Here is a 16,196-nt window from a genome sequence, read left to right on the forward strand (position 1 = left end):
TATTTCCCATTCATGATTTCTATGTTCATATTCGATAATTGTAACAAAATTCCTGCTCTATGGCTAAAAGGATTTTCATTTTTTTTGTTTTTTCGACCGATTTAGTTAATTCAGCCCTTTGGATCAGAAGCCCAGAAGCCTGTCAATGCAAAGGAAAGTCCTTTATAATAAAGATATAATTCTTTAAAGGAGTCCCTAGTCATGTTAAAAATTTTCTCGACACAGATAAGCGGTTTATTTAAAAAAATGATTGAAAATGAAGCCTTTGAAATGGAGGATGCCGGCCGCCTGCTGGCTCAGGCGGCGATTGGGGATGGCTCAGTGTTCATTCACGGATTTGGTGAAATGCAGGGCGTCACGTCGGAGGCTTTGGATGGGGCAGAACCTTTTCCTAAGGCAAAAAGATTTGAATTGGGAGAAACTATGTCCAGGGAAGATCGATTTCTTATATTCACTCGCCATTCAGATGATTTTGAAGCATTGATGCTGGCAAAACAACTAAAGGAAAATGATATACCATTTGTTGCAGTTTCTACATCCGTTCCTTCTAAAGAGGAGTCCCTTCCAGAGTTGGCAGACGTACATATAGACTTACGTATGCAACGAGGGTTGATCCCCGATGAAACTGGAAATCGATATGGGTACCCTACCCTCATTGCCGCTCTTTTCGCTTATTATGGGATTAAATTCACTCTTGAAGAAATCATAAAAGAATATGAAGATGAAGAATGATAAATTATCTTAAACAAAAAAAACAGCCACATGGGCTGTTTTTTTATTTATTAAAGTTTTTTGCTGCTCTTTAAAGACATACCGACAAAGTCACGGAATAGCGGCTGTGGACGGTTAGGGCGTGACGTGAATTCCGGATGGAATTGGGAAGCCACAAACCAAGGATGATCTTTCAATTCAATGATTTCAACCAGACGGCCATCTGGGCTTGTACCGGAGAAGACAAATCCTGCCTCTTCCATAGCCTGACGGTAGTGGTTATTGAACTCATAACGGTGGCGGTGACGTTCATAAACAACCTCATCATTATATGCTTCGTATGCTTTAGTTCCTTCGATAAGCTTACATGGATACAAACCAAGACGCAGTGTTCCGCCCAAATCTTCTACATCCTTTTGCTCAGGAAGAAGATCGATGATTGGATCTGGAGTATCTTCCTTAATTTCAGCTGAATGCGCTTCTGGCAATCCTAGGACGTTGCGTGCATATTCAATGGATGCCAACTGCATGCCTAAACAGATTCCGAAGAACGGTGTTTTTGTCGTACGGGCAAACTCGGTCGCTGCAATTTTCCCTTCGATTCCGCGATCTCCAAAGCCGCCAGGGACAAGGATTCCATCTGCATCTTTAAGAAGTTCAGCAACATTTTCTTTTGTTACATCTTCAGAATTCACCCAGTCGATTTCAACATCTGCATCAAATGCGTAACCTGCATGCTTAAGTGCTTCCACAACAGAAAGATAAGCATCTTGCAATTCAACATATTTTCCGACTAGAGCGATTTTCGTTTTCTTTGATAAAGAAGTTACCTTTTTGACAAGTTCCTTCCAATCCTCCATATCCGCTTCGCCACAGTCCAATTTCAAGTGATCACAAACGATTTGGTCCATATTTTGTGCTTGAAGCGCAAGAGGGATGGAGTAAAGTGTATCCGCATCAAGACATTCGATGACAGAATTTTTATCGATATCGCAGAATAAAGCGATTTTATCCTTCATATCTTGTGAAATTGGGCTTTCTGTACGTGCAACGATGATATTCGGCTGAATGCCAAGACTGCGTAATTCTTTTACACTATGCTGTGTCGGTTTTGTTTTCATTTCACCAGCAGCTTTGATGTAAGGGACCAGTGTACAGTGGATATACATAACATTATTGATCCCGATATCACTTTTAATTTGGCGAATCGCTTCAAGGAACGGAAGAGACTCGATATCCCCTACAGTACCACCAATTTCAGTAATGACTATATCGGCATTCGTTTCATTACCTGAACGGAAAACCCGTTCTTTAATTTCATTCGTGATATGGGGAATGACTTGAACTGTTCCACCTAAATAATCACCACGGCGTTCTTTTCTCAGGACGGTTGAATAAATTTTACCTGTAGTCACATTGCTGTGTTTACCAAGGTTGATATCAATAAAACGCTCATAATGCCCAAGATCCAAATCCGTTTCAGCACCATCATCTGTTACAAACACTTCACCATGTTGATATGGACTCATCGTACCAGGATCCAAGTTGATATAAGGGTCAAACTTCTGGATCGTAACATTCAATCCCCTATTTTTTAAAAGTCTACCTAAAGAAGCTGCAGTTATCCCTTTTCCTAAGGAAGAAACTACTCCACCTGTCACAAAAATATATTTTGTCATCTTATATCCTCCTATAGATTGTTTTCTTCGAATGCCGTTCTTCACATCTTTTAATCTGAACCTGCATCAAATCTTCCGCCACACAGGCGGTTAAAGCTATAACCATAAAATCTGTACAAACCATTAATCACTTAAAGGTTTTTAGTGAGAGTCATGCAGGATACATGAACAAGAATAAATTTCCTTAAATGACAGTTAACATAAATATGTTCTCTATAGTTTTTACAATTCTAAGAGAAATCATTTTTAAAAATAAAAAAATGATGTCATTTATTCATTCCATCATTAAAAACAAAAACGCTCCGCTTACAATAAAAGTAAGGGAGCGATATAATTTAATCATTGTGTCCTTTTTTAAGGAGCCCAAAAATGATTCTACAAATTTCGCCTCAAAAAGTCAAGGGCGATTATTTATTTGTCATTCTCTTCTTTCAACTCTTCTTCGTCTTCATCTTCGTCCTCATCATCTTCCAGGACAAATGCTTCATCTTCAATTATTTCTTCTTCCAGATCGTCATCATCATCCACGTCATCATCCAAAAGCACTTCGTCAATAACTGGAGAACCTAGAATATCATCATCGTCGTCATCTTCATCCTCATCAAGATCATCGACATCTTCTTCAAAGTCAAGATCTTCGTCTTCAAGTTCATCGAAATCGTCGATAACGACAGCAGCCTTTTTCGTTTTCTTTTTCTTTTTAGGTTTTACAACATGCACGACTTCTTCTTCGATTTGGTCAACTGGATACCATGTTTTCAATCCCCAGCGGTTGTCCCCAAGTGAAGTGAAGCGGCCATCCACATTTAAATCCGTATAGAATTGTGCAATTTTCTTTGCCACTTCCGCTTTAGATAAATGGTGCAGCGAAGCTAATTCGCTTATTAAGTCTTTAAATGGAATCGGTTCATTTCTTTCCACCAACAAATCATATGCCATCTCTATTAAGGACATTTCCAATAATTGCTCTTTTGAGTGTTCTTTTAAACTCAAATTCCGCACTTCCCTTCTCTATTCAAACACTGAATTCCGTGTTTTTTCACATAAAAAAATAATCTAAAACAGTATTTCGATAAAATAACGACAATTCCTGCTAGACATATACTCCATTATAAACAATCTAAATGGGTTTATGCTAGTTCTATCTGATACTTTCACAGATTTACCTAAATGTCTATCTTTCACCGGAACCCTTAAGCAGAAAAAATCATGCACTTTCTTTTTTCGATTTCTGACGAAAGGCTGCCGTAAAAAATACAACAGTCAGGATAAAAAAAGAGACGGCACCCAATTGATGCTCATACAATTCAATTAAAATAACGATGGCAAGAATGTAACCTATGATTTTCCCAATCATTTTCAGGTTCATTTTCTCAACTCCAATAGGGCTGATTCTTCATTTATGCCCCTTTTCCAAATAATTATAAGGTAAAATCTTCATTTTGTTAAAAAAGACGGAAATTATTTAAAAAAGGGGGCCCAAAAATCGGTGCCCCCCTTCTTGCTCTACATATTTCTTCGATACTGACCGCCTACATCATATAGCGCCCTGGTTATCTGGCCAAGACTGGCCACTCTCACACAGTTCATCAGTTCAGCAAAGATATTTTCCCCATTCATGGCTGCCAATTTCAGTTTAGTTAGCGCCTCATCCGTGAACTCCTTATTTCTTTCCTGGAATGCCCGGAGATTTATGATTTGCCCTTCCTTTTCTTCCTTTGTTGCACGGGCAATTTCCATGCTGTTCACAGCCTCCTCGGAAGGAGGATTGGGGTTCAAATACGTATTGACCCCAATGATCGGCAATTCACCCGTATGCTTTTTCATTTCGTAATGCATGGATTCATCCTGGATTTTCCCGCGCTGATACTGTGTCTCCATAGCACCCAACACCCCGCCTCGATCATTGATCCGATCGAACTCTTGCAGTACAGCTTCTTCAACCAGATCCGTCAATTCCTCTACGATAAAGGCACCTTGCATCGGGTTTTCATTTTTTGAGAGCCCATGCTCCTTTGTAATGATCATTTGTATGGCCATTGCCCGGCGTACGGATTCTTCAGTAGGCGTCGTGATGGCTTCATCGTACGCATTAGTATGCAGCGAGTTACAGTTGTCCTGTAGTGCCATTAAAGCCTGTAGTGTCGTTCTAATATCATTAAAATCAATTTCTTGCGCATGAAGGGAGCGCCCTGAAGTCTGTATGTGGTATTTCAGCTTCTGGCTACGATCATTCGCACCATATTTATCCCGCATGACTGTCGCCCAAATCCTTCTTGCCACCCTCCCGATAACCGTATATTCCGGGTCGAGCCCATTTGAGAAGAAGAATGACAAATTCGGGGCAAAGTCATCAATATTCATTCCGCGACTTAAATAATATTCGATGTAAGTAAAGCCATTCGCTAATGTAAAAGCCAGCTGTGAAATGGGATTGGCACCCGCTTCAGCAATGTGATAGCCAGAAATGGATACAGAGTAGTAGTTCCTGACTTTCCGATCAATGAAGTATGCTTGGATATCTCCCATTAACCTTAAGGCAAATTCCGTAGAGAAGATGCAAGTATTCTGGCCTTGGTCCTCCTTCAGAATATCCGCTTGAACGGTTCCGCGTACCGTTTGAAGAGTATAAGCCTGCACTTCTTCTGCTTCGGCATCCGTAAGGGGGCGGCCTAGCTCTTCTTCTTTCCGTTGAATCTGCTGATCGACTGCCGTATTCATATACATGGCCAAAATGATCGGTGCCGGTCCATTGATGGTCATGGATACAGAGGTTGAGGGGTGGCAAAGGTCAAAGCCTGCATAAAGCTTTTTCATGTCATCCAACGTACAGATACTGACTCCGCTTTCCCCTACCTTTCCATAGATATCAGGCCGATGATCAGGATCCTCGCCATACAAAGTTACAGAATCGAAAGCCGTACTTAGCCGTTTAGCATTATCATCCTTTGACAAATAATGAAAACGCCTGTTTGTCCGGTCGGGCGATCCTTCACCGGCAAACTGCCGCTTCGGGTCTTCCCCTTCACGCTTGAATGGAAAGACTCCCGCTGTGTAAGGAAAGAAGCCGGGAACGTTCTCACGGAATACCCATCCTAAGATTTCTCCATAATCAACATATTTAGGCAGTGATACTCTCGGAATCATTAAACCTGATAAACTTTTAGTTTTCAGCTTTGTGACGATTTCCTTATCCCTGACTCTCGTTACAAACTGCTCCCCTGCATACTTTTCTTTTAAATCCATCCATCCAGAAAGGATTTTTTTAGATTCAGGTGATAAATTTGAAGCGGTTTCCTTTTTCAAATTCTTTAAAGAAGCCACAATGCCTTCGTTACTATCATTTTCCTTAACTGCTTCAATAGCTCCTTCAAGCTGGAAAAGCCTGCGGGCAATACGTACTTGTTCAGCCGCGCGTTTATGATACGATCTGACCGTATCACTGATTTCACGTAAATAATAACGGCGATCGGTTGGAATGATGACATTTTGCTTATAGACATCCGCTTCTTTCGAAAAGGCAGTAATCCAACCCGTCCCTGATTTTTCATTAAGCTTTTCAATCAGTGCTGCGAATAATGCATTTGTTCCTGGGTCATTGAATTGGGAAGCTATTGTACCGTATACCGGCATTTCCGATGGATCTTGATCAAAAAGCGTACGGCTTCTTTGATATTGTTTTTGAACTTGGTTTTTTGCATCCTCGGAGCCTTTACGCTCATATTTATTAATGACTATCAAGTCTGCGTAATCAATCATATCGATTTTTTCGAGTTGTGAAGGCGCACCGAATTCACTCGTCATTACATACATGGATACATCGCATATTTCGGCAATTTCTGCATCTCCCTGACCAATTCCGCTCGTTTCAACGATGATTAGGTCGAATCCAGCTGCCTTCACGACTGAAATGGCATCTTTTATCGCCAAAGACAACTCACTTTTTGAATGACGCGTGGCTAAGCTCCTCATATAAACTCGCTCTGAAAAAATCGCATTCATTCTAATCCTGTCACCTAACAGGGCACCGCCTGTTTTTTGTTTGGTCGGGTCGACAGATAGAATGGCGACTTTCTCGTCTGGAATTTCGTTAATGAACCTCCGTATCAATTCATCAGTCAACGAACTTTTCCCAGCGCCGCCCGTCCCTGTAATCCCAAGAACAGGAACCTTCTTTTCGGAAGTCTTGATTTGCTCAAAAAGACTCTCCACCGCTGCCGCAGATTCCTTTGAAGCGTCGAGTCTATTTTCAGCAAAGGTAATAAATTGGGCAATGGCATTTGTTCCCCCTGCAATCAATTCATCAAAGCGTTCCTGTAAAGATGGTTTGACAGTCGAGAAATCACACTCCTCCATCAATACATTTATCATGCCTTGAAGCCCATATTCCCGCCCTTCATCAGGAGAAAAGATGCGGGCAATCCCATAATCATGGAGTTCTTTAATTTCCTTCGGGATGATGACACCGCCACCTCCGGCAAAAATCCGAATGTGCTCGGCTCCCTTTTCTTTCAGCAGGTCATACATATATTTAAAATATTCCACATGACCGCCTTGGTAAGATGACATGGCTATTCCCTGAACATCTTCCTGGATGGCAGCATTCACGATCTCCTCCACCGAACGATTATGTCCTAAGTGAATTACTTCCGCCCCGCTGGACTGAAGGATTCTCCTCATTATATTGATAGATGCATCATGTCCATCAAATAAACTTGAAGCTGTAACGAATCTGATATGGTTCTTCGGTTTATACACCTCAACTGTACTCATTTAGCTCCTCCTTATTGAAACGTTTTTATATCAGAGACTTTTCTGAAGCGATACATTTTGAATCAATAATTGCGTCTGCAGTTCAACATACTCTTGAAGCGTGTAATTTTTATGCAAAGCCCATCTTCTGAAACTCCACATCTGTCCCTGAACAAAAATGTTATGTGAAACAAGGCTTATTTGTTTTTCCGTCAACAATAGCTCCCCATTCTCAACACACTTCGTTATGACCTTTTCGAACATGCCCACCATCCGAATTTCTTTGTTCAGAACATAAGGTAAAGCATCTTTCGTAAGAGCTTTCACTTCCTGATACATGACCAGCACTTCGTCCTGCATTTCATCCATCACTTTATAAAAGTAAGCGATCGTCAGCTTCAAACTTTCAAGTGTCCCATCACTCTGTTCTATTTCTTTTTGAAGCTTTTCCTGGACTTCATCGTAGATAAAGTCACAGACGAGATATAATATATCTTCCTTGGTCCGGATATACTCGTATAACGTGCCAATACTGAAGCCAGCGGCTTTGGCAATTTCCCTTGTAGTCGTTCGATGAAATCCCTTTTCCTTAAAAAGGGTCACCGCCCCTTTAATCATTTGTGTACGCCTTTTTTCAACCAGCCGCTCATCCTTTACCGATGCAAGAACTTCTCTTTTTTCCATTTTCAAACCCCTTTTTTGAATCCCATCAATTAATTACCAAAGACATACTTCCGAAGAAATTGAAAAGGGTATTCCGGTAAGGGCGATGCCTCATCGGAAAACCTCGATTTCAATACTATTTAGTAATCATCCTTGAGATGACCAGCTTTTGAATTTCCTGTGTACCTTCGTAGATCTGGGTTATTTTCGCATCACGCATATACCGCTCCACTGGGTAATCTTTTGTATAACCATAACCACCGAAAACCTGCACGGCTTCCGTCGTCACTTTCATTGCTGTATCTCCAGCAAAGAGTTTGGACATGGCCGACTCTTTTCCATAAGGAAGGCCCACTGATTCCAACCAGGCAGCCTGATAGGTTAATAGCCTTGAAGCTTCAACACCCGTTGCCATATCCGCCAATTTAAAACCGATTCCTTGCTGTGCAGAAATTGGCTTGCCGAATTGTACGCGCTCTTTTGCATAGTCAACTGCGGCATCCAGTGCACCTTGGGCTATGCCTACAGCTTGTGCTGCAATTCCATTACGGCCCCCATCAAGCGTCATCATCGCAATTTTAAAGCCTTCCCCTTCTTTTCCAAGAAGGTTTTCTTTAGGAACTCGGCACTCATCAAAGATGATTTCCGTGGTCGGTGATGAACGGATTCCCAGCTTCTTCTCTTTTTTACCAACACTAAAACCCGGGAAGTCCTTTTCAATGATAAAGGCACTCGTTCCTTTTTGTTTCGATTCAGGATCTGTCAATGCAAAGACGACATATGTATCAGCAATCCCGCCGTTCGTAATGAAGATTTTCGAACCGCTGATAATATATTCATCACCTACAAGCTTTGCAGACGTTCTCATACCGCCTGCGTCTGAGCCTGAGCTAGGTTCAGTAAGGCCGTATGCACCGATTTTTTCCCCCAGTGCCATCGGGCGAAGGTATTTTTGTTTTTGCTCTTCAGAACCAAATTTATATATTGGCCACCCTGCAAGCGAAGTATGGGCTGATAGAGTCACTCCAGTAGAAGCGCAAACGCGGGAAAGTTCCTCAATCGCTATGCAATACGCTAAGTAATCGCTTCCAATTCCGCCGTATTCCTCTGGCCACGGAATCCCTGTCAGTCCAAGTTCAGCCATTTTATCGAAAATCTCTCGGTCAAATCGTTCTTCTTCATCCCTCTCGGCAGCTGTCGGAGCCACTTCATTCTGGGCAAAATTGCGTACCATCTTCCTAATCATTTCATGTTCTTCCGTTAGTTTAAATTGCATGACCATGTCCCCCGTCTTTTTCGTATTTATAGACTCTTACTGATGACCATTCTCTGTATTTCACTCGTTCCCTCATAAATTTCGGTTACCTTTGCATCCCTGAAATAGCGCTCGACCGGATATTCTGTTGTATACCCGTAGCCTCCGAACACTTGGACTGCTTCTATCGCCACATCGACAGCCGTCCTCGAAGCAAATAGCTTAGCCATGGCCGCTTCTTTACTGCACTTCAATCCACTTGAGCGTAAATACGCCGCCCGATAGACGAGTAACCTTGAAGCTTCTATGCTCGTTGCCATTTCGGCCAGTTTGAAACCAATCCCTTGCTGTTCTGCAATGGGTTTGCCAAATTGAACCCTGTCTTTTGCATATTGGACAGCATGTTCCATGGCGCCTTCTGCAATTCCCAGAGCTTGAGAAGCAATGCCAATCCTTCCAGCGTCCAAGTTGGCCATGGCAATTTTAAAGCCTTCACCTTCTTTGCCTAAGAGATTGGCAGCAGGCACTTTCATATCCTCGAACGTCACCTGTACGGTGCTCGAACCATGAAGGCCCATTTTACGTTCATCTTTACCGATGATTAAGCCTGGCGTCCCTTTTTCCACGATAAAAGCAGAGATTCCCTTGCTTCCCTTCTGAGGGTCGGTTGAGGCAAAAACAATAAACACATCCGCTTCCCCGCCGTTGGTGATAAAAACTTTGGACCCATTTATTCGATATTTTCCGTCTTCCTTTACTGCTACTGCCTTGGATTTCAAGCTCGCGGCATCTGAACCCGAGCTTTGCTCAGTTAAGCAAAAGGCGCCCAGATATTCACCAGCGGCTAACTTAGGCACATATTTTTGCTTCTGCTCTTCCGTTCCAAAATAAACGATTGGATTTGTGCCAACAGAAGTATGAACGGACAGTATGACACCAAGAGTTGGACTTACTTTGGAAATCTCATTGATGGCGATGATATACGACATGAAATCCATACCTGCGCCACCGTATTTTTCTGGAATGGGGATTCCCATCAAACCAAGTCCGCCCATTTTTTGCAGGATCGTTTTTGGAAACACTCCCCTTTCCATTGTCTCGATATGAGGTGAAATCTCATTTTCTGCAAAATTGCTTACCATCTTCCGCATCATTTCCTGTTCTTCGGTAAACTTGAAATCCATTCCTTCACTCCTCCCTAGCTGCAAATGCTTTCTATGATTGGTTATATTCATAAAATCCACGTCCTGCTTTCTTGCCTAGCCACCCTGCTTTCACATATTTCCTTAACAGCGGACACGGTCGGTATTTATCGTCTCCCAGCCCCTGGTGAAGGGTTTCCATTATGTATAAGCATGTATCGAGCCCAATGAAGTCAGCTAGCGTAAGCGGGCCCATGGGATGGTTCATTCCCAACTTCATTACATCGTCAATCGCCTCTTTAGTAGCGACGCCCTCATAAAGTGTATAGATGGCCTCATTGATCATCGGCATCAAAATCCGATTTGCTACAAAACCTGGAAAATCATTGACTTCCACGGGTACCTTGTTCAAGGTTTCAGCCATCTTTTCAACCTCTTTATAAACTTCATCCGATGTAGCAAGGCCACGGATGATCTCAACCAGCTTCATGACTGGAACGGGGTTCATAAAATGCATGCCAATCACCTTTTCCGGCCTATTCGTGGCAGCGGCTATCTCAGTAATCGGAAGCGAAGAAGTATTGGATGCAAGAATGACCTGCTGCGGCGTGATTTCATCCAGCTCGGCGAATATTTTTGTTTTTATTTCCATATTTTCCACTGCCGCTTCAATCACTAAATCAACGGCAGCTGCATTTTTTAAATCCGTCGATGATGTCAAACGGGAAAGGATCGCATCTTTATCCCCGGGCCCCATTTTCCCTTTTTCCACTTGACGGGAAAGATTCTTGGTAATTGTCCCTAGTCCCTTTTCTACATATTCTTCTTTTAAATCGTGTAAAAGTACTTCATAACCGCTCATTGCACAAACCTGGGCAATGCCAGATCCCATCTGTCCCGCACCAATGACCATCACTTTTTGAATGCTCATGAAAACCCCTCCTCATTTATCTATGAAACTATCATCCTTGTTTTGGCACTTCGATTAAAATGGCATCTCCCTGCCCGCCTCCACTACAGATCGCTGCGATGCCCAATCCTCCTCCGCGGCGTTTCAATTCATGCATCAGCGTAATGATGATGCGAGCACCACTTGCCCCGATTGGGTGACCTAATGCTACAGCACCGCCGTTAACATTCACTTTTCCTGGCTCGATGTTGGCAATTTTTCCACTGGCGAGTGCAACCGCTGCAAATGCTTCGTTCACTTCAAATAAATCAATATCCTCTATCGATTTACCTGTCTTCTTCAGGATTTCATTTATGACCAAACCTGGCGTTTTAGGGAAGTCCTTTGCTTCCACTGCCACTTCTGCATGAGCCACAATATAGGCAAAAGGCGTTTTCCCTTCTTTTTCCGCACGTTCCTCACTCATCAATACGAGTGCTCCTGCCCCATCATTGACGCCAGGTGCATTACCTGCCGTAATGGTTCCCTCATTATTAAAAGCAGGACCTAATTTTGCTAACTTCCCGGCAGATGTATCTTTTCTTGGGCCTTCATCATGTTCGATGGTAATTGGTTCGCCTTTTCGCACCGGCACCTGTACGGCAATGATTTCTTCTGCAAGAATACCGCCATCGATTGCTTTTATCGCTTTTTGATGACTCTCGTAAGCCCAGCTATCCTGTTCCTCACGGGTGATTTCAAGATCTTCGGCAGTACTGTTTCCGTAAGTGCCCATATGAACGCCTGTAAAGCTGCAACTAAGTCCATCCGAAATCATGGTATCCTTAAGTTGGGCATCTCCCATCCTTAGGCCCCACCTTGCTTTCGGAAGAATATAAGGCGCATTGCTCATCGATTCCATTCCACCGGCAACAATGATTTCTTCTTCACCTAAGCGAATAATCTGATCAGCCAATGTAACACTGCGAAGTCCTGATGCGCATACTTTATTAATGGTTTCCGTCTTCACTTCCCAAGGCATTCCAGCATGACGTGCTGCCTGTCGTGACGGTATTTGACCTTGGCCCGCTTGAAGTACATTCCCCATGATGACTTCGCCTACTTGCCCGCCTTCAACCCCTGCCCGATCAAGTGCCTCTTTGATTGCTATTCCACCAAGCTGAGATGCTGTCAAACTGCTAAGACCGCCGCCAAATTTACCAAAAGGTGTTCTCACACCACTAATAATCACTGTTTTTGCCATCATTATTTCCCCCTTCAATAACATTGATTGAACGCTCGCTCAATATGAAGTTAAAAAAAATCGTTTTGTAAGCGCTTAATATCATCTTACATAATTTTTACAAAAATTAAAATATTTAGTTTGTAAATGTTTAAAAATTGCCTGCTTCCATTTGACTCATTCCATATAGAAGAAGCAGGCATTCCGTTTTAAATTAAGATGCAATCGATTTATTTTCACCAATGACCGCTTTTTCGAGCAGTTCAGCTACATCATACGTTTTAACATTTTCCTCAACTTCTTTTGCTTTCGTCCCATCAGATAGCATGGTCAGGCAATAAGGACATCCGGAACTGATCACTGTTGGACTGACGGCGAGTGCTTGTTCAGTACGTGCCACATTGATTCGGTTTCCTGTTTCCTCTTCCATCCACATCAAACCGCCTCCAGCTCCACAGCACATCCCTTTTTCACGGTTACGCTCCATCTCAATAAGTTTCACACCTTCAATGGATTGTAAAATTTCACGCGGCGGGCTATATACTTCATTGTACCTCCCCAAATAACAGGAATCGTGGAATGTAATCGTTTCATTCACTGGATACTGAGGCACCAATCTGCCTTCACTTACAAGTTTGGCTAACAATTCAGTATGGTGATACACTTCAGCTTCCAAGCCAAAATCCGGATACTCATTCTTAAAAATATTGTATGCATGCGGGTCGATCGTTACGATTTTCTTGATTTCATTCTTCTGGAATTCTTCTATATTCTTCATGGCAAGCTCTTGAAAAACAAACTCATTTCCCAATCGACGAGGAGTATCCCCTGAGTTTTTCTCCTTATTTCCGAGGATTGCAAATTTGACGCCCGCCTCATTCAATAATTTTGCAAAGGAAAGGGCAATCTTCTGGCTTCGGTTATCGTATGATCCCATTGAACCTACCCAGAACAAATATTCGAATTCCTCGTCTGCCTTTTGTAATTCCTTCACGGTAGGAACGCTGACATCTTCCCGAAGGCTTCTCCAATCTTCTCTCTCTTTACGGTTAAGCCCCCACGGGTTTCCTTGACGTTCGATATTTGTCATGGCACGTTGTGCATCAGGATCCAGCCTGCCCTCTGTCAATACCAGATAACGGCGCATATCGATGATTTTGTCGACATGTTCATTCATTACCGGGCATTGATCTTCACAGTTCCGGCAAGTCGTACATGCCCAGAGTTCTTCTTCCGTAATGACTTCGCCAATCAGGCTCGGACTGTATGCTTCGGTCGCTGCAGCTGATTCCTGCGCCCCCTTTGCGGCACTCGCTAGAGCTATCTTATTTCCCTCCGTATTCCCAAAAACAAAAGATGGCACCCATGGCTGCTTCGTTGTAACAGCAGCGCCTGTATTTGTTAAATGGTCACGCATCTTGATGATGATATCCATCGGTGACAGCATTTTACCGGTACCAGTAGCAGGGCACATATTCGTACAACGCCCGCACTCCACACAGGCATAGAGGTCCACCATTTGATATTGCGTCAAGTCTTCGATATATTTGGCGCCGTAATATTGATTGCCTTCTTTGTCGAAAACTTCTTCTTCCAAATCAACCGGCTTCAATTTTCCCGGATTGTCCAGGCGATTGAGGAATACATTTATCGGACCGGCAATCAAGTGGGCATGCTTAGATTGCGGGATATAAACAAGGAACGATAATATGATCAGTAAATGCAGCCACCAAGCTACATAAAAAACAACTGTTGCCGCTGCTGTTCCCATCCAGCCAAAAAGGAAAGCAATGCTTGATGCGACTGGCTCTGACCAAGTTGCATCGTGTCCATGCCAGATCATTCCCATTCCATTCCCCAGTAACACGGTAATCATGATTCCAGTAATGAAGATGACAACCAATCCTGCTTTGAAATCCCTTTTCAAGCGAACGAGCTTCTCGACATAACGACGGTAAGCCGCCCATAGGATTGCTACAAGAACGGTAAGCGTCACAATTTCCTGGAAGAAAGTAAAGGCCGGATAAACAGGGCCAAACGGTAAATGCCATCCCGGTCTTAAGCCTTTAATGAAGAAGTCCAGTGCCCCAAATTGCACTAAGATGAAACCATAAAATAACATGGCATGTATGATTCCGCTTTTCTTATCTTTAAAGAGCTTCTTCTGTCCAAATACATAAACCCCTATTTTCACAAGACGATCTTTCACACGGTTATCGAATTCCACTTTTTTGCCAAGTTTTATATAAGCTATACGAGTCCTTACCAAATAGATAAATAGACCCGCGGCGTAAGCGGTTACAATCAGGAATGCAGTTAAGTTGATCCACAGCAAGCCATTCATTTCCATGCAGTCTTTCCCCCTTTTTGTAAATTGTAAAATGCCAAAAGGCAGCCATTTAAATAAAATAGAAAATTTGGCATTTTTCTGAAATTTAATTAACTCCATTATATAATGAATGAGCATTCAGTCAACTTTTTTCTTCTAAAAACATATTTGATTTTTCTACACCTTATTGTATAGTTCGACAATTCCGTTAATTTCCCCTTCTGTATTCTAAAAAAAATTGAGGTTCCTTCCCCCGCTTTTTAATGGTTACTAACAGGGAATTTGAGCCAAACTAAATGAAATCATTTAGGGGGGATTTTTTTTGAAGATTATCACTACGATTGCCTCTATATTTTTATTGATCTTCACTTGGTGCTGGGTTGATCTTAAGTTAGGGCATAAGCGTTATATGAAGCAGGCAACCAACATTAAATATCCGCCTCGGAACAGTGACATGACTATATTTACATCAGGAAAAATCCTGTTTGATGATTTTATGAAAGAAGTCAAGCGAGCTCAGCATTCCATCCATATCCTTTTTTATATTGTGAAAAATGATAAATTCAGCAAGGATTTTTTGAAGTTACTGCAATCAAAAGCGGAAGAGGGCGTGGAAGTGCGACTTTTAGTAGATTGGGTTGGAAGTAAAAAGATTTCCCGCAAAACCATTCAGGAGCTAACTAAAAGCGGGGTTCATTTTTCTTTTAGCTTTAAACCGAAACTTCCTTTCCTTTTCTATACAATACAAAAAAGAAATCACCGAAAAATTACTGTGATAGACGGCAAAATCGGCTATCTTGGGGGCTTTAATATCGGTAAGGAGTATATTAACCAAGGGGAAAAGCTCAACCCTTGGAGGGATTATCATTTGAAAATGACCGGGGAGGGGGTAAGGGACCTGCAGGAAGTCTTCCTCTCGGATTGGTTCTATGATACAAACGAGGATCACAGGGGAACACCTGCCTATTTCCCGACATTGACTCCCGGGTCGCAGGTACATCAGGTTTTTGTCACGAATGGAAGTGATCTTGAACAATCCTTAGCACACATGATTCAGCAAGCCAATAATAAAATCATCATCGGGACTCCATACTTCATTCCCAGTGAAACTCTATTTCAAGAATTAAGGGAGGCCCTTGCACGCAATGTTTCCGTAACGGTCATCGTACCTGAAAAATCAGACCATGCCCTTGTCAAAGAAGCATCCTTTCCCTACTTCCGGGTACTATTAAAAGATGGGGCTGAAATCATGCAATTCCAAAGAGGGTTCTACCATTCTAAAGTGATACTTATTGATGATACAATCTGTGATATCGGTACGGCTAATTTTGATAAACGCAGCCTTTTTTTAAATAGTGAAATCAATTGTCTGGTATTTGACCGGGCATTTATAGCAGATGCAGAAAAGGAATTGGCGGTGGACCAAGCTGAATCCAAGCCATTAAGCAGTGACGCGCTTTCCTCCATGAATGTTGTCCGATCAGCAAAAGAATCGCTGGCCTCCGTCCTTTCTCCTTTTCTTTGAAATCCCGC

At 42.4% G+C, this 16,196-nt stretch carries 12 protein-coding genes; 2 read left to right on the top strand and 10 right to left on the bottom strand.

All coding sequences use genetic code 11. The annotated features are described in order from the left end of the window. The first annotated feature begins 201 nt into the window (after positions 1 to 201). On the top strand, positions 202 to 732 hold the full coding sequence (locus SB775_RS04320; RefSeq protein WP_089362032.1) for a DUF2529 domain-containing protein: 531 nt from the start codon (positions 202 to 204) through the stop codon (positions 730 to 732). Between the two features lie 50 nt (positions 733 to 782). On the opposite strand, the gene pyrG is transcribed toward SB775_RS04320, so the two are convergent. The 10 genes from pyrG to SB775_RS04370 all read right to left on the bottom strand — a co-directional run bounded on the left by pyrG (position 783) and on the right by SB775_RS04370 (position 14,678). Then, on the bottom strand, positions 783 to 2,390 hold the full coding sequence (gene pyrG, locus SB775_RS04325) for a CTP synthase (protein ID WP_089362033.1): 1,608 nt from the start codon (positions 2,388 to 2,390) through the stop codon (positions 783 to 785). A gap of 411 nt (positions 2,391 to 2,801) precedes the next feature. Beyond that, complete coding sequence (rpoE, locus tag SB775_RS04330; RefSeq protein ID WP_061465745.1) at positions 2,802 to 3,383, bottom strand: DNA-directed RNA polymerase subunit delta; 582 nt, start codon at positions 3,381 to 3,383, stop codon at positions 2,802 to 2,804. A 214-nt stretch (positions 3,384 to 3,597) separates the two neighbouring features. Continuing rightward, positions 3,598 to 3,759, bottom strand: coding sequence for a hypothetical protein (locus tag SB775_RS04335; RefSeq protein ID WP_176431817.1), 162 nt, complete (start codon positions 3,757 to 3,759; stop codon positions 3,598 to 3,600). Between the two features lie 137 nt (positions 3,760 to 3,896). Beyond that, positions 3,897 to 7,163, bottom strand: a complete 3,267-nt coding sequence (gene icmF, locus SB775_RS04340) for a fused isobutyryl-CoA mutase/GTPase IcmF (protein WP_410860626.1) — start codon at positions 7,161 to 7,163, stop codon at positions 3,897 to 3,899. Between the two features lie 30 nt (positions 7,164 to 7,193). Then, complete coding sequence (locus tag SB775_RS04345; RefSeq protein WP_061465749.1) at positions 7,194 to 7,826, bottom strand: TetR/AcrR family transcriptional regulator; 633 nt, start codon at positions 7,824 to 7,826, stop codon at positions 7,194 to 7,196. A gap of 115 nt (positions 7,827 to 7,941) precedes the next feature. Continuing rightward, positions 7,942 to 9,081 carry an acyl-CoA dehydrogenase gene (locus SB775_RS04350; RefSeq protein ID WP_089362035.1) on the bottom strand — a complete coding sequence of 380 codons (1,140 nt, stop codon included), beginning with the start codon at positions 9,079 to 9,081 and terminating at the stop codon, positions 7,942 to 7,944. Positions 9,082 to 9,107: 26 nt separating this feature from the next. Then, positions 9,108 to 10,244, bottom strand: coding sequence for an acyl-CoA dehydrogenase (locus SB775_RS04355; RefSeq protein ID WP_410860627.1), 1,137 nt, complete (start codon positions 10,242 to 10,244; stop codon positions 9,108 to 9,110). 31 nt (positions 10,245 to 10,275) lie between these two features. After that, positions 10,276 to 11,133: a 3-hydroxybutyryl-CoA dehydrogenase gene (locus SB775_RS04360; RefSeq protein WP_125159900.1), complete on the bottom strand. Its 858-nt coding sequence runs from the start codon at positions 11,131 to 11,133 to the stop codon at positions 10,276 to 10,278. 31 nt (positions 11,134 to 11,164) lie between these two features. Further along, complete coding sequence (locus SB775_RS04365; protein ID WP_410860629.1) at positions 11,165 to 12,355, bottom strand: acetyl-CoA C-acetyltransferase; 1,191 nt, start codon at positions 12,353 to 12,355, stop codon at positions 11,165 to 11,167. 193 nt (positions 12,356 to 12,548) lie between these two features. Continuing rightward, complete coding sequence (locus SB775_RS04370; protein WP_410860690.1) at positions 12,549 to 14,678, bottom strand: (Fe-S)-binding protein; 2,130 nt, start codon at positions 14,676 to 14,678, stop codon at positions 12,549 to 12,551. Positions 14,679 to 14,985: 307 nt separating this feature from the next. Here SB775_RS04370 and cls point away from each other — a divergent pair, with 307 nt between their 5' ends. After that, positions 14,986 to 16,188: a cardiolipin synthase gene (gene cls, locus SB775_RS04375; RefSeq protein WP_410860630.1), complete on the top strand. Its 1,203-nt coding sequence runs from the start codon at positions 14,986 to 14,988 to the stop codon at positions 16,186 to 16,188. Positions 16,189 to 16,196 lie beyond the last annotated feature (8 nt).

Source organism: Peribacillus sp. SIMBA_075 (assembly GCF_046534585.1).

What these genes read in the sequence shown, in the direction of transcription:
- SB775_RS04370 (WP_410860690.1), bottom strand. Translation starts at nt 14,678, where the DNA reads ATGAATGGCTTGCTGTGGATCAACTTAACTGCATTCCTGATTGTAACC.
- SB775_RS04320 (WP_089362032.1), top strand. Translation starts at nt 202, where the DNA reads ATGTTAAAAATTTTCTCGACACAGATAAGCGGTTTATTTAAAAAAATG.
- icmF (WP_410860626.1), bottom strand. Translation starts at nt 7,163, where the DNA reads ATGAGTACAGTTGAGGTGTATAAACCGAAGAACCATATCAGATTCGTT.
- SB775_RS04365 (WP_410860629.1), bottom strand. Translation starts at nt 12,355, where the DNA reads ATGGCAAAAACAGTGATTATTAGTGGTGTGAGAACACCTTTTGGTAAA.
- SB775_RS04360 (WP_125159900.1), bottom strand. Translation starts at nt 11,133, where the DNA reads ATGAGCATTCAAAAAGTGATGGTCATTGGTGCGGGACAGATGGGATCT.
- SB775_RS04345 (WP_061465749.1), bottom strand. Translation starts at nt 7,826, where the DNA reads ATGGAAAAAAGAGAAGTTCTTGCATCGGTAAAGGATGAGCGGCTGGTT.
- pyrG (WP_089362033.1), bottom strand. Translation starts at nt 2,390, where the DNA reads ATGACAAAATATATTTTTGTGACAGGTGGAGTAGTTTCTTCCTTAGGA.
- SB775_RS04355 (WP_410860627.1), bottom strand. Translation starts at nt 10,244, where the DNA reads ATGGATTTCAAGTTTACCGAAGAACAGGAAATGATGCGGAAGATGGTA.
- SB775_RS04335 (WP_176431817.1), bottom strand. Translation starts at nt 3,759, where the DNA reads ATGAACCTGAAAATGATTGGGAAAATCATAGGTTACATTCTTGCCATC.
- SB775_RS04350 (WP_089362035.1), bottom strand. Translation starts at nt 9,081, where the DNA reads ATGCAATTTAAACTAACGGAAGAACATGAAATGATTAGGAAGATGGTA.